This window comes from Bordetella genomosp. 2 (assembly GCF_002261345.1).
Lineage (GTDB): Bacteria > Pseudomonadota > Gammaproteobacteria > Burkholderiales > Burkholderiaceae_B > Bordetella_A.
The window spans coordinates 1,149,918-1,171,560 of record NZ_NEVT01000006.1 but is presented as its reverse complement, the minus strand read 5'-3'; the positions used below and the strand labels follow the sequence as shown (position 1 = coordinate 1,171,560).

General features: G+C 69.8%; 16 protein-coding genes. 7 read left to right on the top strand and 9 right to left on the bottom strand.

Features of this window, described 5'->3' with window-relative positions:
• Positions 1–246: 246 nt before the first annotated feature.
• Positions 247–1,728 (top strand): amidase, encoded by a 1,482-nt coding sequence (locus CAL24_RS15685; RefSeq protein WP_170947110.1) that lies wholly within the window; start codon positions 247–249, stop codon positions 1,726–1,728.
• A gap of 12 nt (positions 1,729–1,740) precedes the next feature.
• Positions 1,741–3,060, top strand: a complete 1,320-nt coding sequence (locus CAL24_RS15680; protein WP_028354693.1) for an MFS transporter — start codon at positions 1,741–1,743, stop codon at positions 3,058–3,060.
• A gap of 113 nt (positions 3,061–3,173) precedes the next feature.
• Here the strand turns inward: CAL24_RS15680 and CAL24_RS15675 are convergent, their stop codons facing one another.
• Both CAL24_RS15675 and CAL24_RS15670 read right to left on the bottom strand, forming a co-directional pair.
• Positions 3,174–5,228, bottom strand: coding sequence for a TonB-dependent siderophore receptor (locus tag CAL24_RS15675; RefSeq protein ID WP_094807297.1), 2,055 nt, complete (start codon positions 5,226–5,228; stop codon positions 3,174–3,176).
• Between the two features lie 214 nt (positions 5,229–5,442).
• Positions 5,443–5,985: a MarR family winged helix-turn-helix transcriptional regulator gene (locus CAL24_RS15670; protein WP_038853607.1), complete on the bottom strand. Its 543-nt coding sequence runs from the start codon at positions 5,983–5,985 to the stop codon at positions 5,443–5,445.
• A 107-nt stretch (positions 5,986–6,092) separates the two neighbouring features.
• Between CAL24_RS15670 and CAL24_RS15665 the strand changes: the two genes are divergently transcribed.
• Positions 6,093–7,055 carry a Bug family tripartite tricarboxylate transporter substrate binding protein gene (locus tag CAL24_RS15665; protein WP_094807153.1) on the top strand — a complete coding sequence of 321 codons (963 nt, stop codon included), beginning with the start codon at positions 6,093–6,095 and terminating at the stop codon, positions 7,053–7,055.
• A gap of 16 nt (positions 7,056–7,071) precedes the next feature.
• On the top strand, positions 7,072–8,640 hold the full coding sequence (locus CAL24_RS15660; RefSeq protein WP_094807152.1) for a sulfatase-like hydrolase/transferase: 1,569 nt from the start codon (positions 7,072–7,074) through the stop codon (positions 8,638–8,640).
• Between the two features lie 34 nt (positions 8,641–8,674).
• Here the strand turns inward: CAL24_RS15660 and CAL24_RS15655 are convergent, their stop codons facing one another.
• The 3 genes from CAL24_RS15655 to CAL24_RS15645 form a co-directional block, all read right to left on the bottom strand.
• A complete protein-coding gene (locus tag CAL24_RS15655; RefSeq protein WP_094807151.1) occupies positions 8,675–12,250 on the bottom strand; it encodes an ABC transporter ATP-binding protein/permease in 3,576 nt (1,191 codons plus the stop codon).
• A 46-nt stretch (positions 12,251–12,296) separates the two neighbouring features.
• Complete coding sequence (locus tag CAL24_RS15650) at positions 12,297–12,902, bottom strand: hypothetical protein (protein ID WP_028354688.1); 606 nt, start codon at positions 12,900–12,902, stop codon at positions 12,297–12,299.
• Positions 12,903–12,986: 84 nt separating this feature from the next.
• Positions 12,987–13,727, bottom strand: coding sequence for a GntR family transcriptional regulator (locus CAL24_RS15645; RefSeq protein ID WP_081760426.1), 741 nt, complete (start codon positions 13,725–13,727; stop codon positions 12,987–12,989).
• A gap of 138 nt (positions 13,728–13,865) precedes the next feature.
• On the opposite strand from CAL24_RS15645, the gene CAL24_RS15640 reads away from it, so the two are divergent.
• Genes CAL24_RS15640 through CAL24_RS15630 form a run of 3 tightly spaced genes read left to right on the top strand, consistent with a single transcriptional unit; the run spans position 13,866 to position 16,574 of the window.
• Positions 13,866–14,648 carry an SDR family oxidoreductase gene (locus CAL24_RS15640; protein ID WP_028354686.1) on the top strand — a complete coding sequence of 261 codons (783 nt, stop codon included), beginning with the start codon at positions 13,866–13,868 and terminating at the stop codon, positions 14,646–14,648.
• A 10-nt stretch (positions 14,649–14,658) separates the two neighbouring features.
• Complete coding sequence (locus CAL24_RS15635; protein WP_028354685.1) at positions 14,659–15,606, top strand: 3-hydroxyacyl-CoA dehydrogenase; 948 nt, start codon at positions 14,659–14,661, stop codon at positions 15,604–15,606.
• 38 nt (positions 15,607–15,644) lie between these two features.
• A complete protein-coding gene (locus CAL24_RS15630; RefSeq protein ID WP_038853605.1) occupies positions 15,645–16,574 on the top strand; it encodes a 3-keto-5-aminohexanoate cleavage protein in 930 nt (309 codons plus the stop codon).
• 22 nt (positions 16,575–16,596) lie between these two features.
• Here the strand turns inward: CAL24_RS15630 and CAL24_RS15625 are convergent, their stop codons facing one another.
• From CAL24_RS15625 to CAL24_RS15610, 4 genes are all read right to left on the bottom strand, one after another.
• Positions 16,597–18,792: a TonB-dependent receptor gene (locus CAL24_RS15625; RefSeq protein ID WP_094807150.1), complete on the bottom strand. Its 2,196-nt coding sequence runs from the start codon at positions 18,790–18,792 to the stop codon at positions 16,597–16,599.
• Between the two features lie 98 nt (positions 18,793–18,890).
• The gene (locus CAL24_RS15620) at positions 18,891–19,883 is read right to left on the bottom strand and encodes a tripartite tricarboxylate transporter substrate binding protein (protein ID WP_170947093.1); all 993 of its coding nucleotides are present in this window, start codon (positions 19,881–19,883) and stop codon (positions 18,891–18,893) included.
• Between the two features lie 30 nt (positions 19,884–19,913).
• Complete coding sequence (locus tag CAL24_RS15615) at positions 19,914–20,939, bottom strand: hydroxyacid dehydrogenase (RefSeq protein WP_094807149.1); 1,026 nt, start codon at positions 20,937–20,939, stop codon at positions 19,914–19,916.
• Positions 20,940–20,958: 19 nt separating this feature from the next.
• Positions 20,959–21,633: an RraA family protein gene (locus CAL24_RS15610; protein ID WP_094807148.1), complete on the bottom strand. Its 675-nt coding sequence runs from the start codon at positions 21,631–21,633 to the stop codon at positions 20,959–20,961.
• Positions 21,634–21,643 lie beyond the last annotated feature (10 nt).

Below are 21,643 nucleotides of genomic sequence, written 5' to 3'. Positions count from 1 at the left end.
CGCACGCCGGCCGGCATGCGGGAACGCCACGGCGGCGGCCGCGCCGCGGCCGCATGGCCAGCAGCCGGCCGCCGCGGGCCGGCCAAGCTGCTCGCGCCTTCTCTTTGGTATACGGATTTACCCGAATCACGGAGTGAAAGGCATTTGTTTCGCCTGTTTTTGTGTATATAGTATACAAAACAAGGGGAGGAACCCGTGGCTGTCGAATACCTGGCCGATGCCGCCGAGCAGGCGGCTCCGGATGGCTTGTCGTTTTGCCACTGGCCGCTGTGGCGCCTGAGCGAGGCGCTGCAGGCCGGCGAAATCTGCGCGCTGGACCTGGTCCACCATTGCGAGGCCGCCTTCCGGCGCGACCACGCCGCGGTCAATGCGCTGGCGCTGCACGACTACGATGCCGCGCGGCAGGCCGCCCGCCGCGCGGATGACGAGCGCCGCGCCGGACGCGCATCCGGCGCGCTGCACGGCATTCCGTTCTCGATCAAGGAGTCGTTCGACGTGGCGGGCTGGCCCACCACCTGCGGCGACCCCAGGCATGTTGGCAATATCGCGGCGCGCGACGCGGCGGCGACGGCCCGCCTGCGGCAGGCGGGCGGCATCCTGGTGGGCAAGTCCAATGTGCCGTGCCACCTGCGCGACTGGCAGAGCTATAACGCCTTGCACGGCACCACCCGCAACCCCCACGACCTGTCGCGCACGCCGGGCGGTTCGTCGGGCGGCAGCGCGGCCGCGGTCTGCACCGGCATGAGCGTATTCGACGTGGGATCCGACATCGGCTCGTCGCTGCGCAATCCGGCGCACTATTGCGGCATTTTTTCGCACAAGAGCACGCATGGCCTGGTGTCGCTGGCCGGCCATGGCATCGCCAGCGACGATCCCGCGCCCGACATCAACGTGGCCGGCCCGCTGGCGCGTTCGGCGCGCGACCTGGAAATCATCCTGCGCGTGCTGGCCGACGACGCGACGCAGCTGGCTGCGCCACGCCCCGCGCATCTGGCCGATTGCCGCGTCGCGGTGCTGCCGACCCACCCGTTCGCGCCGGTCGACGGCGGCGTGGCCAGCGTCATCGAGGCGCTGGGGCGCGACCTGGAGCGCGTCGGCGCCTCGGTGGCCTGGAATGCCGTACCGGACATCGACGCGGCCGAACTATGGCGCACCTATGTGCTGATGCTGCGCGCCGCGACGTCGATCTACGCGGACGACGCCGCCTATGAGGCGTTGCGCGCCCGCGCGGGCGCGGTCGATCCGCGCGACGACAGCTACGCCGCGCTGCAATACCGCGGCGCCGCCCTGGATCACCGCGCCTGGCTGCAGTTGGCCCAGGCGCGCCGGCGCTTCGCGCGCGCCTGGGATGCCTTCTTCGCGCGCCACGACGTGCTGTTGTGCCCGGCCGCCGCCACCGCCGCCTTCCCGCTCGACGAGGCGGGCGAACCCTGGCAGCGGACGCTGACGGTGAATGGCCAGCCGCAGCCCATGACCACGCAGCTGTTCTGGGCCGGGTATTCGGGCCTGTGCGGCCTGCCGTCCACCGTGGCGCCGGCGGGCCGCGACCCTGCCGGCCTGCCGGTCGGCGTGCAGATCGTCGCCAGCCGTTCGCATGACCTGACGTCCCTGCGCGTGGCGCAATGGCTGGAGGCGCGGGGCTACGCCTACCGCCCGCCCCGGCGCGCGCTGCTTGAGCCGCCGCGGGGCCGGCCGCCCCGCACGATTTTCCATGCCGCAAGAAACTGAGGGGGAATACCGATGTTCAGCTGGTTCAAAGACCTGACGCACATGGAGCGCAAGGGGTTCTACGGCGCCTTCCTGGGACATGCGGTCGATGTCTTCGACTTCATGATCTATTCGTTCCTGATTTCCACGCTGCTGGCGCAGTGGGACATGAGCAAGTCCGAGGCCGGCGCCATCGTGACGTATACGCTGGTGTCGTCGCTGGTGGGCGCCATCGTGGCCGGCATGCTGGCCGATCGCTACGGCCGCGTGCGGGTGCTGCGCTGGACCATCGTGGTGTTCGCGTTCGCCTGCTTCATGTGCGGGCTGGCTACCAGCCCCGAGCAACTGATGGTGTTCCGGATGATCCAGGGCCTCGGTTTCGGCGGCGAATCGTCGCTGTGCATGGTGCTGGTGACCGAGATGATCCGCAACCCGGCGCATCGCGGCAAGTATTCGGGCTTCACCGCCAGCAGCTATTCGTTCGGCTGGGGCGCGGCGGCGCTGGCGTATGCGCTGATGTTCTCGATCCTGCCGCCCGAATACGCGTGGCGCGTCTGCTTCTTCCTGGGCGTGCTGCCGGCGTTCGTGGTCATCTACCTGCGCCGCAACCTGGTCGAGCCGGAAGTCTACGTGAAGGCGCGCGCCACGGCGCAGGCGGTGCCGCCGAAGCAGAACCTGGCGCGCGTATTCAAGCTGCCGCTGCTGGGCAAGACGGTGCTGTGCAGCCTGCTGTCGGGCGGCATGCTGGGTGGCTACTATGCCATCGCCACCTGGCTGCCCACCTACCTGAAGACCGAGCGCGGGCTGTCGGTATTCGGCACCAGCTCGTACCTGGTGGTGATGATCCTGGGATCCTTCCTCGGCTACGTGGCGGGCGCCTACGCCACCGACCGGCTGGGCCGGCGCGCCACCTATGTGCTGTTCGCCGTCGGCGCGCTGGCCATGGCGCTGTGCTACATGATGATCCCGATTTCCAACACCTCGATGCTGTTCCTGGGCTTCCCGCTCGGCATCCTGATGCAGGGCATGTTCTCGGGCATCGGCGCGACGATCTCGGAGTCCTATCCCAGCAGCGTGCGCGCGACCGGCTACGGCGTGTCGTACAACGTCGGCCGCGTGATCGGTTCGTTCTTTCCGCTCACGGTCGGCTGGCTCAGCTCCGGCCGCCTGGGGCTCGGCCTGGCGATCGCGGTCGTGGCCGGCGTCGGCTACGGCATGGTGATCCTGGCCGCCTTGCTGCTGCCCGAGACCAAGGGCCTGGACCTGAACAAGATCGAGGATGCCGCGCCGGAAGAAGGCGCGGAGGAAGCGGCGGCGATGGTGGGCACACCGGGGGCGGCGGCGGGGCGGTGACGAAGCTGCGGTGTCAGGCACGCAAGGTGTCTGACACCTTTCCAAGGGGGGAGGGCGGCGTCAGACACCTTGCATGTCTGACACCTTCACACACCTTCACCGGCGGCTTGGCTTCAGAACCTGTACGCCGCGCTCAGCGTCACGGTGCGGCGCTGGCCGTAGAAGCAGTCGCCCCGTTCCAGGCAGGTGACTTCATAGCTCTTGTCGGCGATGTTGTTCACGTTCAGCGCGTAGCGCCAGGAGCCGCTGTCGTAGGCCAGCATGGCGTCGAACAGCGTCACCGATGGGGTCTCCGGCGCGCTGCCGGTCGTGAAGGCGCCCAGATAGCGCACGCCGGCGCCCGCCGAGAAGCCGGACACGCCCGCCACCGCGAAGCGGTACTTGCTCCAGAGCGACGCCATGTGCTTGGGCACGCCTTCCAGGGCCGGGTCGATGTCGGTGTAGATGTAGTTGGCGATCACATCCATCTGCTTGGTCACGCGGCCGCGGAACTCCAGTTCCACGCCGCGCGTCTTGGTCTTGCCCGCCTGGATCTGGTTGTTGGGGTTGGCGGGATCCGGCACCTGGCGGTTCTTTTCGCGCAGGTCGTACACCGCCGCGGTGACCTGCAGGTCCTGCTCGGGCGGCATGTACTTCAGGCCGGCTTCCCACTGCTTGCCGCGCATCGGCTTGTAGCGGTCGTTGTAGAAGTCGGTGCCGGCCACGGGCGTGAATGACTCGCTGTAGCTCAGGTAGGGCGACACGCCGTTGTCGAAGGCATACAACAGGCCGAACCGCTTGGTGGTGGCGTTGTCGGTCTCGCGGTCGCTGCCTTCCACGTCGCTGCGCGCACGGTCGTGCCGCAGGCCCGCCACGAATATCCAGTTGCCGTAGCGGACCTGGTCCTGGGCGTAGAAGCCCATTTGCTGCTGCTTGGTCTTGGGCGTGTCGGTCAGCTCGTATTCGGGGATGTTGCCGTAGACGGGGTGGTACACGTTCAGCGGGCTGCCCATGCCTCCGGCGGTCTGCCCGGTTTCGCGGTAGCGGCTGTAGTCGAAGCCGAACAGCACGGTGTGCTCGGTGGCGCCCCAGTCCAGCTTGCCTTCCAGGTGCTGGTCGGCCAGCAGCGTGCGCATGCGCGGCTTGTTGATGTAGAAGATCCGGTTCAGCGTGCTTTGCTCGGGGTCGATGAACGGGTTGTCCGGGTTCGAGTAGACATCCGGGTACAGCGATTTGTAGTCGACCTTGCTGATGGTGTTGCGGAAGTTCTGGCGCACCGTCCAGCGGTCGTTGAACTTGTGCTCGAACAGCCAGCCCACACTGAACTGCTCGGTGTCGTAGGCGTCGAACCCCGGCTCGCTGACGAAGCGGCGCGTCGGGATGCGGCCGTTGGGGTTGTCCAGCACCGTGCCTTTCCACGGCAGGAACGACTGGGTGGTGCCCGCCTTGTCTTTCTGGAAATAGCCTTGCAGGGTCAGCGTGGTGGCGGCGCTGGGCTGCCAGGTCAACGACGGCGCCAGCATCAGGCGGTCGTCGGTGGCGTGCTGCACCTGGGTGTCGCTGTCGCGCGCCACCGCCACCACGCGGTACAGCCACTCGCCGTCTTCGGTCAGCGGGCCGGTCAGGTCGGCCTGCACTTCCTTGCGGTTGTGGTTGCCCAGCACCACGCCGATTTCGCGCTGGGCCTCGGGTTGCGGGCGCTTGCTGACCAGGTTCAGCACGCCGCCCGTGCTGCCCTGGCCATACAGCATGGACGACGGGCCGCGCAGCAGCTCGATGCGTTCTAGCGCATAGACCTCGGTGCGCGGGTTGTTGTAGTTGAAGAACTGGCGCAGGCCGTCCAGGTATTGCACCGGCTCGACCCCGCGCACGCGCACGTAGTCGGCCCGGTTGTCCACGCCGTAGGCGTTGGGGCGCACCCCGGCCGCATAATTCAGCGCGTCCTGCACGTTCTGGGCGCCCTGGTCGACGATCTGGTCGCGCGGGATCACCGTAATGGCTTGCGGGGTTTCGCGCAACGAGGTGTCGGTCTTGGTGCCGGTGGCGCTGCGCCGGGCGGCATAGCCGATCACCGGGCCGGTGGCGGTTTCCTGGCTGCCGGTCACTTGCACGGCCGGCAGGGTGGCGGCGTCGCCGGCTTCGGCCTGCTGGGCCCGCGCGGTGGACGCCGCCAGGCAGGCGGCCAGCATGGTCAGGGCGAATACGGGCGTCTGGCGGGCGACGCGGGCTCGCGTATGGACTGTCAAAGGGGATCCCCAATCGAAAAAGTATCTTGTCTAGGAATAATAACGATTTCTATTCCGAAAGGAATTATAGGCAGGATTCCGGGCGTTGCGCAAAGCTCGCCGGGCGCCGCGCAAAGGCGACGGGCCGGCGCGAAACCCTTTCCGGCGCGGGCGGGCCCTAGTCCTCGGCGGGGCCGGCGCGCCGGGCGGCGGCGCGGCGCGTGCCGCCCTGGCGGCGGCTGGCCTTGTCGGCCACCACGTTCTCGGTGGCCATGCGCGCGCCGCGTTCGGCCACTATCTGCAGCAGGCGCAGCAACTGGCGCGCTTCGTCGGCCGACAGGTCGGCCATCAGCAGCTCGTTCAGGCGCGTGATCTCCGGCAGCATGGCCCGGTACAAAGCCTGGCCGGCCGCGGTGGCCATGACGTTGGCGACGCGCCGGTCGCGCGCGTCGCGCACCCGCGCCACCCAGCCTTTTTCGCTGAGCGAACCCAGCGCCCGCGAGGTGCGCACCAGGTCCAGGCGGGCAGTGGCCGCCAGCTCCGCCGAGGTCAGCGGGCCGTATTCGACGATCGCCGCCAGCAGCCGCCATTCGCGGCGGGTGATGCCGAAGCGTCCTTCGCACAGGCGCACGAACACCGGGCTGGCCTGCGACCAGGCCTGGTACAGGCAATACATGGGCATGTCCGCCAGATGGTCGGGCGGCGGTGGCGCGCTGGGCATGCGAGGCTCTCCTGGGGCGGTTTTGTAGTTATGCCGATATTGGATTAGATCAAGAAACGGCTCCGTTGCTACAGTCTTTGCGCACATAAAAAATACAGGAGGAAGACATGTTCAAACGGATACTGGCCGCGCTGGCGGCCTGTGCGCTGGCCGTGCCGGCCTGGGCGGCGGCGCCGCTGGACGGGCCCTTGACCATCGTGGTCGGCTACCCGCCGGGCGGCAGTTCCGACCGCATTGCCCGCCTGGTGGCCGAACGGCTGAAGGACCGCGTCGGCGTCGCGGTCATCGTCGAGAACAAGACCGGCGCGGGCGGCCGCATTGCCGCGCAAATGCTGCGCAACGCCGACGCCGGCCAGAATGTGCTGCTGCTCGGCAACCCGGCGGTGATGGTGGTGGCGCCGCTGGTCTACCAAGACCCGGGCTATGACGCGCAGCGCGATTTCCGGCCGGTGTCGCTGGTCAGCAGCTACCAGTTCGCGCTGGCGGTATCGGCCGATTCCCCCATGCGCGACCTGCCGTCGCTGCGGCAGTGGCTCAAGGCCAACCCCGAGCGCTTCACCGTGGGCGTGCCGGCGACCGGCAGCCTGCCGCATTTTTTCGCGCTGATGCTGGGCGACGAAATCGGCCTGGCGGCCGAAGTGGTGGGATACCGCGGTTCCGGGCCGCTGATCAGCGAATTGATCGGCGGCATCCTGCCGCAGGCCATCGACACGCTCGATACGCTGCTGCCGCAGCACCAGGGCGGCCGCGTGCGCATCCTGGCGACCTCGGGCGCCCAGCGCGATCCGGCCCTGCCGGACGTTCCCACCTTCCGCGAGGCAGGGGTCGACCTGGCCGCCGACGGCTGGAACGCCTTCTTCGCGCCGGCCGCGATGCCGCAGGAAAAGGCCGAGCGCCTGGGGCGCGATATCGCCGCCGTGATGCGCGACCCGGCCATGCAGCAGGCGGTGCGGGCGGCCAACCTGGCGCCGGTATCGGCCGATGCGCGGCAGACGGCGCAGGAGCTGGGCGCCTACCGGCAGCAATGGGAGCCGGTGGTGCGCCGTTCCGGCTTCAAGGCCACGCAATAGCGGGAGGGCGCATCTCATGAGCGATATCCAGAATGTGCTGTTCATCATGGCCGACCAGCTGCGCGCCGATCACCTGGGCTGCTATGGGCATCCCTATCTGCGCACGCCGAACCTGGATGCGCTGGCGGCGCGCGGCGTGCGTTTCGAGCGGGCGTTCGTCAACGCCGGCGTGTGCGGCCCGTCGCGCATGAGCTATTACACCGGCCGCTGCCCGTCCAGCCATGGCGTCACGTGGAATCGCGTGCCGCTGTCGGTCGGCGAAGTGACGCTGGGCGAATACCTGGCGGGCCGCGAGCGCGACCTGGTGCTGATCGGCAAGAGCCATGTCATCCCCGATCGCGCCGGCATGGAGCGCCTGGCCATCGACGGCGGCTCGGAGCTGGGCGTCTTGCTGGCGCGCGGCAGCTTCCGCGAGGCCGACCGCTACGACGGCCACCACGAGCCGGGCGAGGAGAGCGGTTATCCCGCCTTCCTGCGCCGCCATGGCTATGATTCGGCCGACCCCTGGACGGACTACGTCATCGCGGCGGTGGACGGCGACGGCCAGGTCGTCAGCGGCTGGCACATGCGCAATACCCACTTGCCCTCGCGCGTGCGCGAGGCGCATTCCGAGACGGCCTATACCACCGACTGCGCGCTGCAGTTCATGCGCCAGCGCGGCGCGCAGCCCTGGGCCCTGCACCTGAGCTACGTCAAGCCGCACTGGCCGTACATGGCGCCCGATCCCTATCACCGCATGTACAGCAGCGACCAATGCCTGCCGGTGGTGCGCAACCAGCGCGAGCTGGCGGGCGCGCACCCGGTGCTGCAGGCGTACCGCCAGCACGAGGAGAGCCGCAGCTTCGCGCGCGACGAATGCGTGCGCACCGTGCGGCCGGCCTACCAGGGCCTGATCACTCAGCTCGATACGCACCTGGGCCGCCTGTTCGACTACATGGAAGGGGCCGGCCTGATGCGCAACACGCTGATCGTCTTCACCTCGGACCATGGCGATTTCCTGGGCGACCATTGGCTGGGCGAAAAGGAACTGTTCTACGACACCGTGCAGCGCGTGCCGCTGATCGTGATGGACCCGGGCAGGGCGGCCGACGCCACGCGGGGGAGCGTCGAGCGCCGGCTGGTGGAAAGCGTGGACATGGTGCCGACCATCCTGCGCGCGCTCGACGCGCCGCTGCCCGCGCACCGGCTGGAAGGCCGCGCGCTGCAGCCGCTGCTGCATGGCATGGACGACGGCCAGCCATGGCGCGACGCCGCCGTGTCGGAACTCGACTACAGCTTCCGGCAGGCCCGCGTGGCGCTGGGCAAGACACCGCAGCAGGCGCGCGCCTGGTCGGTGCGCACCGAACGCTGGCGCTATGTATATTGGCTCGACGAAGCCGAGCAACTGTACGACCTGCGGGCCGACCCGGACGAGTTCGAAGACCTGGGCGCCAGCGCCGCGCATGCCGGGGTGCGCGCCGAGATGCGCCAGCGGCTGCTGGAATGGTCGCTGCGCGCCAAGCGGCGCACCACCATGTCCGACGGCGCGGTCGAGCAGTCCACCAACGCCCACAAGCGCGCGGGCGTGTTCTTCGGACAGTGGTAGGCGGCAGCCCGCGCCGCCCGGCGCCGGCGCGGCTTCACGCCACCTGGCGCGCCGCCGTCATCTGCCGGTTCACCAGGTGCGCGTAGGCGCCGCCGCGCCGCAACAGGGTTTCGTGCGTGCCCGCCTCGACGATGCGGCCGCCGTCCACCACCGCGATGGTGTCGGCCTGGCGGATGGTCGACAGCCGGTGCGCGATGATCAGCGTGGTGCGGTGGCGCATCAGCTCGGCCAGCGCCTGGTGCACCTGGGCCTCGCTGATCGCATCCAGGTGCGACGTGGCCTCGTCCAGGATCAGCACCGGCGCGTCGCGCAGGAAGGCGCGCGCGATGGCGATGCGCTGGCGCTGTCCGCCGGACAGCGCGACGCCGCGCTCGCCCACCCGCGTGTTCAGGCCGTCGGGCAGCCCCGCCACGAAGTCCGCCAGCGCCGCGCGCTCGATGGCCAGGGCCAGCTCGGCCGCGCTGGCATCGGGCCGCGCCAGACGGATGTTGTCTTCCAGCGTGCCGTTGAGCAGCCAGGTGTCCTGGGCCACCAGCGCGATGCGGCGGTACAGCGCGTCCAGCGTCAATTCGGGCAGGCCGATGCCGCCGATGCGCACGGTGCCCCGCTGCGGATCCCAGAAGCGCAGCAGCAGGCTGGCCAGCGTGCTCTTGCCCGCCCCGGACGGGCCCACCAGCGCCAGCGTGGCGCCCGCCGGCAAGTCCAGCGAGATGCCGCTCAGCGCGGGCCGGGCGCGGCCGGGATAGGTGAATGTCACGTCCTCGAAGGCCAGCGGCAGGCCGGCCGCGGCCATGGGCGGGTCGAGCGGCCCGTCGGCGATGCGCACCGGCTCGTCGTGAATGGCGCGCAGGCGGCGAGTCGAGGCCAGCGTATCCGCCAGTTGCCGGCTGACCTGGGCGATCTCCGAGACCGGCAGGAAAGCCGACACTGACAGCAGGATCAGCAGCGGCAGCAGCCCGGCGGCCAGCTCGCCCCGTGCCACCCACCACGCGCCGGTGGCGGCGACCGCCAGCCCGCCCAGGCCGGTGGCGATCTCGAGCAGGGCGCCCTGGCGCGACAGGTCGGCCAGCAGCGCCAGCCGGACCTTCTGGTAATCGCGGGCGATGGCCAGGAAGGCGGCGCGGCGCCGTCCCGTGGCCGAGAAGGCCACCAGGTCCGACAGGCCCTGGATGCTTTCGGCCAGGTGGGCGCTGAGCAGGCCCAGCGCCTGGCGCGCGCGGCTGCCTTCGGCATCCACGCGGGCGCGGCTCAGCCAGGGAGACGCCCCGGCCCACAGCAGGAACGGCAGCAGCGCTGCCATCAGCGGCCAGGCGGTGGCGCCGAGAATCGCCACCACCAGGGCCGGCACCAACACCGCCACGAAGGCCGGCGCCACCGTGTGGGCGAAGAAGTATTCGACCGTTTCGACATCCTGCGTGGCCAGGCCGACCAGGTCGCCGGCGCGGCGCCGCAGCAGGTAGGCCGGCGCCAGCGCCTCCAGCTTGCGATACAGCGCGATGCGCATTTCGGCCAGCAACTGGTAGGCGATGGCATGCGCCAGCCACGACTCGATCCAGTGCAGCGCGGCCGCCGCCACCGCCGCCGCGAACAGTGCGGCCAGCAGGCCGTCGAACGGCTCGCCGTTCTTGAGCCGGGCGATCACCAGCGCGCCCAGCACCGACACGCCGATGAACGCCGCTACCCGTCCGACGCCGCTGGCCACCGTGATGGCGAACTGCCGCTTCCAGGGACGAATGATGTCCAGCAGGGTGCCCAGCACCTGGCGCGTGCCGATGTGGCGCGCCTCGTCTTCGAGCGGCAGCGGGGCGGGGCGGTCGGCGGCGTGGCCGTCGGCGTCCGGCGCGCCGGACGCGCGCACGGCGGGCAGGTCGAGCGTTTCCGCCGGCCCCTGCTGCGCGCCCATCAGGCGCCGGTACAGCGTGTCGCCGGCCATCAGCGTGGCGTGCGTGCCGGTCTCGACGATGCGTCCGCCGTCCAGCACCAGGATGCGGTCGGCATTGATCACGCTGGACAGCCGGTGCGCCAGCACCAGGGTGGTGCGGCCGCGGCTGAGCCGGTCCAGCGCCTGCTGGATCTCGGCCTCGTTCTCGGCATCCACGGACGACAGCGCCTCGTCCAGGACCAGCACCGGCGTGTCGCGCAACAGGGCGCGGGCGATTGCCAGGCGCTGGCGCTGGCCGCCGGAAAGCTGGGTCCCGCGCTCGCCCAGCAAGGTCTGGTAGCCCTGCGGCAGCGCCATGATGAACGTGTGGGCGTTGGCGGCCATGGCGGCGGCGCGCAATTGCTCCGGCGTGGCGTCGGGCCGCGCCAGCAGCAGGTTTTCTTCCACGGTGCCGTGGAACAGCGTGCTGTCCTGGGCGACCAGCGAGATGCGCGCGCGCACGGCTTCGGGATCGACGCTGCGCAGGTCCTGGCCGCCCAGCTCGATGGCGCCCGCCTGGGGATCGTGCAGGCGCAGCAGCAGGCGCACCAGGGTGGATTTGCCGGAGCCGCTCGGGCCGACGATGCCCACGCGCTCGCCGGGCCGCACGTCGAACGTCATGCCCTGGTGCGTGATGCTGCGTCCGCCGGGATAAGAGAACGCCACATCGCGGAAGGCGATCGCCAGGCCGCCGCGGCCGCCATCGGGCAGCGTGGCGGCGCCGCCCGACGGCGCGGAGCTGGTGGCTTCCAGCAGGGCGCGCACGCTGGCGGCGGCCGATTGTCCCATCAGCCCCTGGTGCAGGACGGCGCGCATGTCGCGCAAGGGGCGGAAGATTTCCGTGCCGGCCATCAGCACCACCAGCAGCGCGGCCAGCGTCATCTCGCCCTGGGCCACGCGCCAGGCGCCCAGCGCCAGCGCGGCGGCCGCGCCGACGGTGATGCCGATGTCGGTGGCGAAGCGCGCCGAGACCTCGCGCCCCAGCACCTTGAAGGTGTTGTCCGACAGCGCCCGCGCGCGCGCCGCCAGCCGGTCGCCCCAGGCGCGGCTCTGGCCGAACGCCTTGAGGGTGGGCAGCCCCTGCATGGCGTCCAGGAATTCCTCGCCGAAGGCCTTGAACGCCTGGGCGCGGCGCCGCGAGGCATCGCGATGGCTGCCGTGCGCCGCCAGCGGCAGGATCAGCGTGACCAGCGCCGCCGCGAGCAACACCAGGGCCACCGGCCAGTCCCACCAGGCGATGAAGGCGAAGATCACGATCGGCGCGCAGGCGGCGATGAACAGCTGCGGCAGATAGCGGCCGAAGAAACTCTGCAGCTGCTCGACGCCGTCGATGACGGCCAGCATCACGCCGCCGGTGCGCTGCCCGCCGAACCAGGCCGGTCCCAGCTCGACGATCTTGTCGTAGAGCTGCGCGCGCAGGTTGTCCTGGATGCGCGCCGCGTTGCGGTTGGCCACCAGGTTCAGCGCATGCTCGCAGGCGCCGCGCAGCAGGATGGCGGCGGCCGCGCCGGCCAGCGGCCACCACAGCGCCGCGCCGCCCGCACCGGCGAACAGTCGCGCCAGGAACTGGCCCAGCAGCACGAAACGGGCGATGCCGGCCGCCAGGCCCAGCAGCCCCAGCAGGGCGCAGCCCAGCATGCGCAGCCGCACGCCGCGCGTCATCGCCCAGAGTGTCGAGTCGAAATACATGTTGCCCCTCTCCTGTAGCCGACAGGATAGCGCAGCCGGGAGGGTGTCAGAACAGGCCGAACAGGCCGCCGCGATTCAAGTCCTTTTCGCACGAGCGGTACTGCGCGCCGAACCGTTCGGCGCGCGCCTGCACCTGCTGGGCCACGCGCTTGAGCCACGCCTTGCCGTCATAGCTGCGGTTGCGATAGCCGGTCCAGCCTTCGTGGTAGTTCAGGTACTGGCCGTAGGCGTCCCATTTGGATACGCCGTTCAGGCGCTGCGTCTTGGTCATGTACCAGCCCATGAAGTCCAGCGCGTCGGCCAGGTCGTCGCGGCTGGCCGTCCAGCTGCCCGCCTCGCGCTTGTAGTCGGCCCAGGTCTCGTCCTTGGCCTGGGCATAGCCGTAGGCCGAACTGACGCGGCCCCAGGGAATGAAGCCCAGGAAGTAGTAGCGCGGCGGCAGCGCGTCGTGGCGGAAGCTGGATTCCTGGTACATCATCGCGAACGGCACTTGCACCGGCACGCCCCATTTCTTCTGCACGTCCAGCGCGGCGTCGTGCCAGTCCGGCTTCTCGCGGAAGATGGCGCAGAGATCCTCGGGGTTGGAGGGCGGCGTGGTGGCGCAGCCTGTCAAGAGCGTCAGCAGGGTCAGCAGCAGCGGCCCACGTCTCATTGCCGGATTCCTTGTGCGGGGGATGGCGGCAATTCTAAGCGGTTCCGCGTGTCACGGAGCGCGCCGCCCCGTGCGCGCCGGCTGTCAGGGCAGCACGTCGCGCGCCAGGATGAACTCGCTGGCGCTCATCAGGTCGGCCACCAGGGCCGCGCGGGCCGCCGCGGGATCCTGGCGCGCGATGGCCGCGACCATGTCGGCATGATGCCGGTGCGCCTCGCCGTGCGTCAGGCGGCGCGGGCTGCTGGCCAGGTCATAGTTCAGCACCGGGCCGACCTGCAGCCACAGGCTCTCGACGATCTGCAGCAGCACCGGCATGCGCGCGGCGCGATAGATGGCGAAATGCAGGTTCTTGTTGGCGCGCACCGCCTGGCGCCCGTCGGGCTCGGGCTGTTCGCGCGCCTGGCGGAACTCCTGTTCGTGGCGGCGGATTTCGGCCAGTTCGGCGGCGTTGCGATGCTGCGCCGCCTGTTCGATGGCGAGGCCTTCGAGTTGGATGCGCAGGGTGCGCAGTTCCAGGAACCGTTCACGCGTCATGATGGGCACGCGGATGGCGCGGTTGGGCAGGACCTCGAGCGCCTGTTCGGCCGACAGGCGGCCGACCGCCTCGCGCACCGGCATGGCGCTGGTGCCGACCGTGGCGGCCAGGCCGCGCAGCGTGAAGCGCTGGCCTGGCTCCATCTCGCCCGATTGCAGCAGTTCCTTCAAATCGGCGTACACCCGGTCGGACAGCGTATGCCGGACGATCTTCTCCATCTTGCCTTCCAGTTCGGTGGCGGGCGGCAGGCGGTCCGCGGCGTCGGCGGCGGGCGGGGCGGGCGGTTGCATCACGGGGATTCCCATCGTACTATTCTGTCATGATCTGTGATCACAGATACGAATTATAAGCCGAATCCGGTCCGCGCGGGCGCGGCGGCTCGCGGCGGCAGGTCGAACCATGCGCGGCGTACGCCGCAGGAGGAGCAAATGAGCAAGCAAGCGGACGGGCTGGAGGGGTTGCGGGTCGTGGTCACGGCGGGGGCGGGCGGCATCGGCCTGGCCATTGTGCGGCATCTGGCCGCGTGCGGCGCGCGGGTGTTCACCTGCGATGTCGCCGAACCCGCGCTGGCGCAGCTGGCGCAAAGCCATCCCGAGGTCGGGGCGATCCGCGCCGATGTTTCCAGCGAGGCGGACGTGGCGCGCCTGTTCGAGGCGGCCGAGCGGCAATTGGGCGGGCTCGACGCGCTCATCAACAATGCCGGCATCGCCGGCCCGACCGGCGCGGTGGAAGACCTCGACCCGCAGGAATGGCGCCGCTGCGTGGACATCTGCCTGACCGGCCAGTTTCTCTGCACCCGCCTGGCGGTGCCCCTGCTCAAGGCGGCCGGCGGGGGCGCCATCGTCAACATGTCGTCCGCGGCGGGCCGCCACGGCTATGCCTTCCGCACGCCGTATTCCTCGGCCAAGTTCGGCGTCATCGGCTTCACCCAGAGCCTGGCCAAGGAGCTGGGGCCGGCCGGCATCCGCGTCAACGCGATCCTGCCGGGCATTGTCGAAGGCCCGCGCATGGAGGGCGTGATCCGCGCGCGCGCCGAACAGGTGGGCGTGTCTTATGAGCGCATGGAAGCCACCTACCTGGAACGCATCTCGCTGCGCCGCATGGTGACGCAGCACGACATCGCGCTGTCGGTGGCTTTCCTGCTGTCGGAAGGGGGGCGCAATATTTCCGGCCAGTCGCTGAGCGTGGACGGCAACGTCGAGACATTGTGAGGAGACCGCCATGCTACGCATCGCCATCGTCGGCGCCGGCCTGATCGGCCGCGCCTGGGCCATTGTGTTCGCGCGCGGAGGCCATCGCGTCGCGCTGTGGGACAAGCAGCCCGGCCAGGCCGAGCGCGCGCTGGAATTCGCCGCCACCGTACTGCCGGACCTGGATCGGCACGGGCTGCTGCGCGGCCAGCGGCCGGCCGAGGTGCAGGCCCGGCTGCAAGTGGAAACCGAGCTCGACGCCGCCCTGGCGCAGGCCGATTATGTGCAGGAGAACACGCCCGAAGTGCTCGACAGCAAGCGCGCGGTATACGCCGAGCTCGACCGCCTGGCGCCGGCCGCGGCCATCCTGGCCAGCTCGACGTCGGCGCTGCTGCCGTCGCGCTTCACCGACCACCTGCCCGGCCGCGAGCGCTGCCTGGTCGCGCATCCCATCAATCCGCCCTACCTGGTGCCGGCGGTGGAACTGGTGCCGGCGCCCTGGACCGCGCCGCAGACCATGGCGCGGGCCCGCCAGATCCTGGCCGATGCCGGACAAGTGCCCATCATGATGCGCCGCGAGATCGACGGCTTCGTCATGAACCGCCTGCAGGGCGCGCTGCTGCAGGAAGCCTTCCGGCTGGTGGCGGACGGCTATGCCGGCGTCGAGGACGTGGATGTCGGCATCCGCGAAGGCCTGGCCCTGCGCTGGTCGTTCATGGGCCCGTTCGAGACCATCGACCTGAACGCGCCGGGCGGCGTGCGGGATTACGCCGGGCGCTACGAAAGCATGTACGCGGGCCTGTTCGAGCAGATGCAGCGGCGCGTGCCGTGGAGCGGCGAAACCATGGACCGCGTCGAGGCCGAGCGCCGCGCGCGGCTGCCCGCCGACGCGCTGGCGGCGCGCCAGCTGTGGCGCGACCGCCGGCTGATGGCGCTGGCCGCGCACAAGCAGGCCGGCCGCGACGACCAAACCCCCTGAGCGCGCCCGCCGACGCGCCTATCACCACGGAGCCCAGCATGTCCCAGGACAAAGTCATCATCACCTGCGCCATCACCGGCGCGATCCACACGCCCTCCATGTCGCCGCACCTGCCCATCACGCCCGAGCACATCGCGCGCGAGGCAGTGGCGGCGGCGGAGGCGGGCGCCGCCATCCTGCATCTGCACGCGCGCGACCCGCAGAACGGCAAGCCCGACCAGACGCCCGAGGCGTTTGCGCGCTTCCTGCCGGAGGTCAAGCAGCGCACCGGCGCGGTGATCAACATCACCACCGGCGGCAGCCCCTACATGCGCGTCGAGGAACGCGTCCGGCCGGCGGCCCAATTCAAGCCCGAGGTGGCTTCGCTGAACATGGGCTCGATCAACTTCGGCCTGTACCACCTGCTGAACAAGTACAAGGAATTCCAGTTCGACTGGGAACGCGAGCACTTGGAGGCCACGCGCGACCTGGTGTTCCGCAACAGCTTCAAGGACATCGAATACATCCTGTCGACCTGCTACGACAACGGCACGCGCTTCGAATTCGAGTGCTACGACATCGCCCACCTGTACAACCTGGCGCACTTCGCCGACCGCGGCCTGGTCAAGGCGCCGTTCTTCGTCCAGTCGGTGTTCGGGCTGCTGGGCGGCATCGGCACCCACCCGGAGGACGTGATCCACATGCGCCGCACCGCCGACCGGCTGTTCGGCGCGGACTACCGCTGGTCGGTGCTGGGCGCCGGCGCCAGCCAGTTCCGCATCGCCGCGCAGTCGGTGGCCATGGGCGGCAATGTGCGGGTAGGGCTGGAGGACAGCCTGTGGGCCGGCAAGGGCCGGCTGGCGCAGTCCAACGCCGAGCAGGTGCGCTCGGTGCGCCAGATGATCGAGGGGCTGGGCATGCAGGTCGCCACGCCGGACGACGCGCGCCGCATCCTGCAGCTCAAGGGCGGCGACCAGGTGGCGTTCTGACCGCCGGCCGCGCCGCCGCGGATCAGAAGTCGACCGACATCGACAGCTTGTACACGCGGCCCATGCCCTGCGTGACCTGGCCGAAGTCGTTGCCCACCGTGGACCAGTACTTCTTGTCGGTCACGTTGTCGACGCCGGCGCGCCACACCACATTGCGGCCGTCGATCTTGGCGGCGTAGCGCGCGCCCAGGTCGATGCGGGTCCAGGCGGGGATCTTGGCGGTGTTGTCGATGTTCACGTACTGCGAGCCGCGCCGCTGCACATAGGCTTGCAGGGTCAGGCCGGTCAGCGCCGGCACGTCCCATTCGGCGCCCAGCACCGCCTGGTAGCGCGGCACGCCGGTGGCGTCGTTGCCGTCCTGCGCGCCGCCCGCGGTGCCGCGCAGCTCCGGATCCATGAAGGTCACGCCGCCCAGCAGGCGCACGCCGCGCACCGGCTCGCCGTAGACGTTCACTTCCAGGCCGCGGTTGCGCTGCGAGCCGGCTTCCTCGTACACGTCATCGGCATTGACGTGGGCCTGCGGTTTTTCGATTTGGAACACGCCGATGTTGCCGCCGATGTTGCCGAAGTCCAGCTTGACGCCCAGTTCGGTCTGCTTGGTGCGGTAGGGCGCCAGGTTCTCGCCTTCATTGCTGGTCCCCTGCGGGGCCGTGCCGCCCTTGCTCAGGCCTTCGATATGGTTGGCGTAGAACGACACCTGCTCCCACGGCCGCACCACCAGGCCGTAGGCGGGCGTCCACACCGATTTGTCGTAGGTGGTGGTGTGCACGCCCGCGTTGTCGTAGAGCTTGTCCTTGATGGTCTGGTGGCGCGCGCCGAGGGTCAGCAGCACGCGGTCGTCCAGGAACGACAACTGGTCCGACAGCGCGAAACTGGTCAGGTGCGTGCGGCTGCTGATGTGCGGGTCGTCCAGGTCGCCGCCCACCAGGCTGGTATCCGGGCGGTCGAAGTACACCGGGTCGTAGATGTCGATCGGGCTGGGGGTGCTCATTTCCCAGGCCTGCCTGACGCGGGTCTGCAGGCGCGACACGCCGACGTTGACCAGGTGGCCCACCGCGCCGGTCTGGAAGCGGCCGCGCATGCCGATCTCGCCGCTGAGCGAGTCGCGGGTGTAGGGCACGGTCAGGCGCGCCACCGTGCCGATGCCGTCGCCGCCGACTTTTCTGGGCTGGCCGTAGTCGCCGTGCTCGCGGTCGTGGCTGGTGCCGATGGCGGCATAGCCCATCCAGCTGCTCGAAAAGTCGTACTCGGCGCGCAGCACGCCGAAGGTGCTTTCCAGTTCGCTGTAGGTCCAGGGCTGCCCGTAGTTGATGTCGTTCGACGGCGGCGACGGCACGCTGTCGCCGATCGGCACGATGGTCGGCCGCGGATGCGAGTAGCGGTATTTCTGGTAGCCGGCGTCCAGCGAGACGCGCAATTGCTCGCCCAGGTAGTCCAGCCCGACGGTGCCGACGGTCATGCGCTGGCCGGCGTCGTCCACCGCCGTGTCGCCGTCGCGATGCGCGGCGTTGACGCGGATGCCGAACTGTTGCGCGTCGCCCCAGCGGCGCCCGATGTCGACGCTGCCGCCCACCTGCGAATCGCTGGTGTAGTCGACCGTGGCGCGGGTCAGCGGATCGGCGCCGGCGCGCTTGGGCTGGATGTTGATGGCGCCGCCCAGGCCCGAGCCGCCCGGCGCCGCGCCGTTCAGGAAGGCGTTGGCGCCCTTCAGGATCTCGACCCGCTCGATCATCTGCGTGGGCAGCACCTGGCGCGGCAGGATGCCGTACAAGCCATTGAACGACAGGTCGTCGTTATTCATGGCGAAACCGCGGATCGAGAAGGTTTCGGCCGAATTGCCGAAGCCGTTGCCCACCTGCACCGAGGCGTCGTTCTTCACGACATCGCCCAGGGTGCGGGCCTGCTGGTCTTCGATCAGCTTGGACGTGTAGCTGGTCACCACGAAGGGCGCGTCCATGTTGTCGATATTGCCCAGCACGCCCAACTGGCCGCCGCGCCCCACTTGCCCGCCCGCATACTCGATGGGGGTGGGGTTGGAGACGCTGGCCTCGCCCGTGACCGTGGTGGCTTCCAGGGTCGTGACCGAGCCCTGCACGGTCTGCGACCAGGCCGGCGCGGCGGCCAGCGCCGCGGCCGACAGGGCGGCATGCAGCGCCAGGGTCAGGGGTTTGAGGGCGGCGGGGCGGGGAGTGGACAGGGAGAACGGGGCGGCAGGCATGGAGGGTTGGATGCGGATTGGAAATAAGAATTTGTCGTATTATCCCGGCCGCGACCGGGGGACGCAATCTTTTTCCGTGCCGGCCGCCGCCCGCGCGCTCAGTGCTCGGCCCAGGGCGTCGCTTTCCAGAAGTCGCGGAACAGGGTTTCGTTGGCCTGCAGCTCGGCCTGGTATTCCGCGGGCGCCAGGTAGCGCAGCGGCGCGTACATGGATTTGGCCTTGGCGCGGAATTCAGGGTCTTCCACCGCCTGCCGCACGGCCTTGACCAGTTTGTCCTTGATTTCCGGCGGCAAGCCCTTGGGGGCGCCGATGCCCCGCAGCGACGACATGGTGATGTCGTGCCCCTGTTCCTTGAAGGTGGGCAGGTCGGGGGCGATGTCCGAGCGCTCCTGGCTCATGACGCCCAGGTCGCGCATCGGCGAGCCGGCCTGGATGTAGGCCCAGGCTTCGCCGATGTTCATCGCCGCCATGAAGATCTCGCCGCTGGAGATGGCGCTGCGCACTTCGCCCGCGCCCTTGTAGGGCACGTGGGTCATCTTGGTGCCGGTCGATTTCTCGAACAGCAGCATGGCCAGGTGGTCGTCCGAGCCGATGCCGGTGGTGCCGACCGTGACCTTGCCGGGGTTGGCCTTGGCATAGGCGGCCAGGTCCGCCAGGGTCTTGATGTTGCTGCTGGTATTGACGGCGAAGCTGTCGGGGTCGTCGATCAGGTTGCCGATCAGGTCGAAGTCGGTCCAGTGGTACTGGGCCTTGCGCTCGATCGGGATGGTGATCAGATTGGGGGTGTTCAGGAAGCCGATGGTGTAGCCGTCGGGCTTGGCGCGCGCGATCTCGGCGAAGCCGATGGCGCCGCCCGCGCCGGGCCGGTTCAGCACCACGATGCGGGCGCCGTTGCCCAGGTATTTCTCGATGAACGGCGCCAGCGCGCGGGCCGTCAGGTCGGTGCCGCCGCCCGGGCCGTACGAGACGATCAGGTTGATCGGGTGCTCGGGATACTCCGCCCGCGCGGGCGCGGCCAGCAGGGTCGCGAGCGCCGCGCCCGCCGCCGCCAGGACGGCCAGTTTGCGCTTGAGTTTGTGCTGCAGTTGCATGGTCTTGTCTCCTTTGTTGTGTGTGGGAAATCAGGCGCGCAGCCGGGCCGTGAACGCTGGCCAGGCGGCGTCGTTGACAATGCGGCCGGGCCGGTCGCCGGCGCACAGCGCGCGGATCTGCTCGGCCGCCATGGTGGCCACATTGCGGCGGCCTTCGTGCGTCACGCCGCCGGTGTGGAAGGTCGACACTACGTTCCACAGGCCCAGCAGCGGGTGCGAGGGCGGCGGCGGCTCGACCTTCCAGACGTCCAGCCCCGCGCCGCCCAGGTGGCCCGCCGCCAGCGCGTCATGCAGCGCGGCCTCGTCGTGGATGCCGCCGCGCGCGGTGGAAATGAACAGGGCGCCGCGCTTCATGGCGCGGAACGCCGCGGCGTCGAACAGGCCCTCGGTCTGGGCGGTGCGCGGGCAGTGCAGCGACACGACGTCGCTGCTGGCCAGCAATTCATCCAGCGGCACCGGTTCCGCCCCGCGCGCGCGCACCTCGGCGTCGTCCAGGTATGGGTCGTGGGCCAGCACGCGCATGCCGAACGCCTGTCCCAGCCGCGCCGCGCGCCGGCCGATGTGGCCGATGCCGACCAGGCCCAGAGTCTGGCCGTTGAGCTCGTGGCCCATCAGGTCCTCGCGCGAGAATCGGCCGCCGGCCTTCAGGCGCTGGTCGGATTCGACGATGCGGCGCGCGACCGCCAGCATCAGGCCGAAAGCGTGCTCGGCCACGGATGCCGCGTTGCCGCCGGCCTGGTTGACCACCAGCACGCCGCGCTCGGTGCAGGCTTGCACATCCACGGTGTCGTAGCCCGCGCCGGAGGTCGACGCGCACAGCAGGCGCGGGCAGCGTTCGAGCAGCGCGCGGGTCACCTGCCACTGGGGCGGCACTTCATCCTTGGCCGCCGAGACGTGATAGACGTCCGCCTGGCCCAGCTGGTCCCAGAGGGCTTGCTCGGGGCCGGCCAGGTCCAGCACGGTCAGCGCGATGTTCGGATCGGCGCGCAGGATGCGGTCGAAGCTGGGGTCGGTCCACAGGTTCAGCCGCACGACTTTCTTCGGGGTAGACGTCATGATGCAGGCGGTCCCGGGGCTATTTCACGAATTCGCACTGCAGGCGCGCCAGCGCCTGGTCGATCCACGCGGTGTCCAGCACGCTATTGGCGATATCGGCCAGCATGCGCGCCTCCAGTTCGTTCTTGGCCTGGGCGGCCGCGTGCACAGCCTCGACCTCGGCGTAGGGGATGCTCAGCAGCCCGTCCTCGTCGCCCAGCACCAGGTCGCCCGGCGCCACGACCATGCCGCCCAGGCTGACCGGCGCGTTGATCTCGCCCGGGCCGTCCTTGTACGGCCCGCGATGGGTGACGCCAGCCGCGTACACGGGGAAGCTGTCTTTCGAGATGGTGCCCAGGTCGCGGATGGCGCCATTGATGACGAAACCGGCGATGCCGCGCCGCTTGGCGGTGCTGGTCATGATTTCGCCGATGATGGCGTTGGTCAGGTCGCCGCCGGCGTCCACCACGATCACGTCGCCGGGCTGCGCCATGGCGATGGCCTTGTGCACCATCAGGTTGTCGCCGGGGCGCGTCTTGACCGTGAAGGCCGGTCCGGCCAGCGCGCCGCCGGCGTGCATGGGGCGCAGCGCCGCGCCACCGGCCGACATCCGCGCCATGACGTCGCTGATATTGGCCACCGGGATGGCGAGGAATTTCTCCACCCAGTGCGCCGCGACGCGACGCTGCAGTTCGGCAATGCGGAATCCGATCATCCTCGTGTCT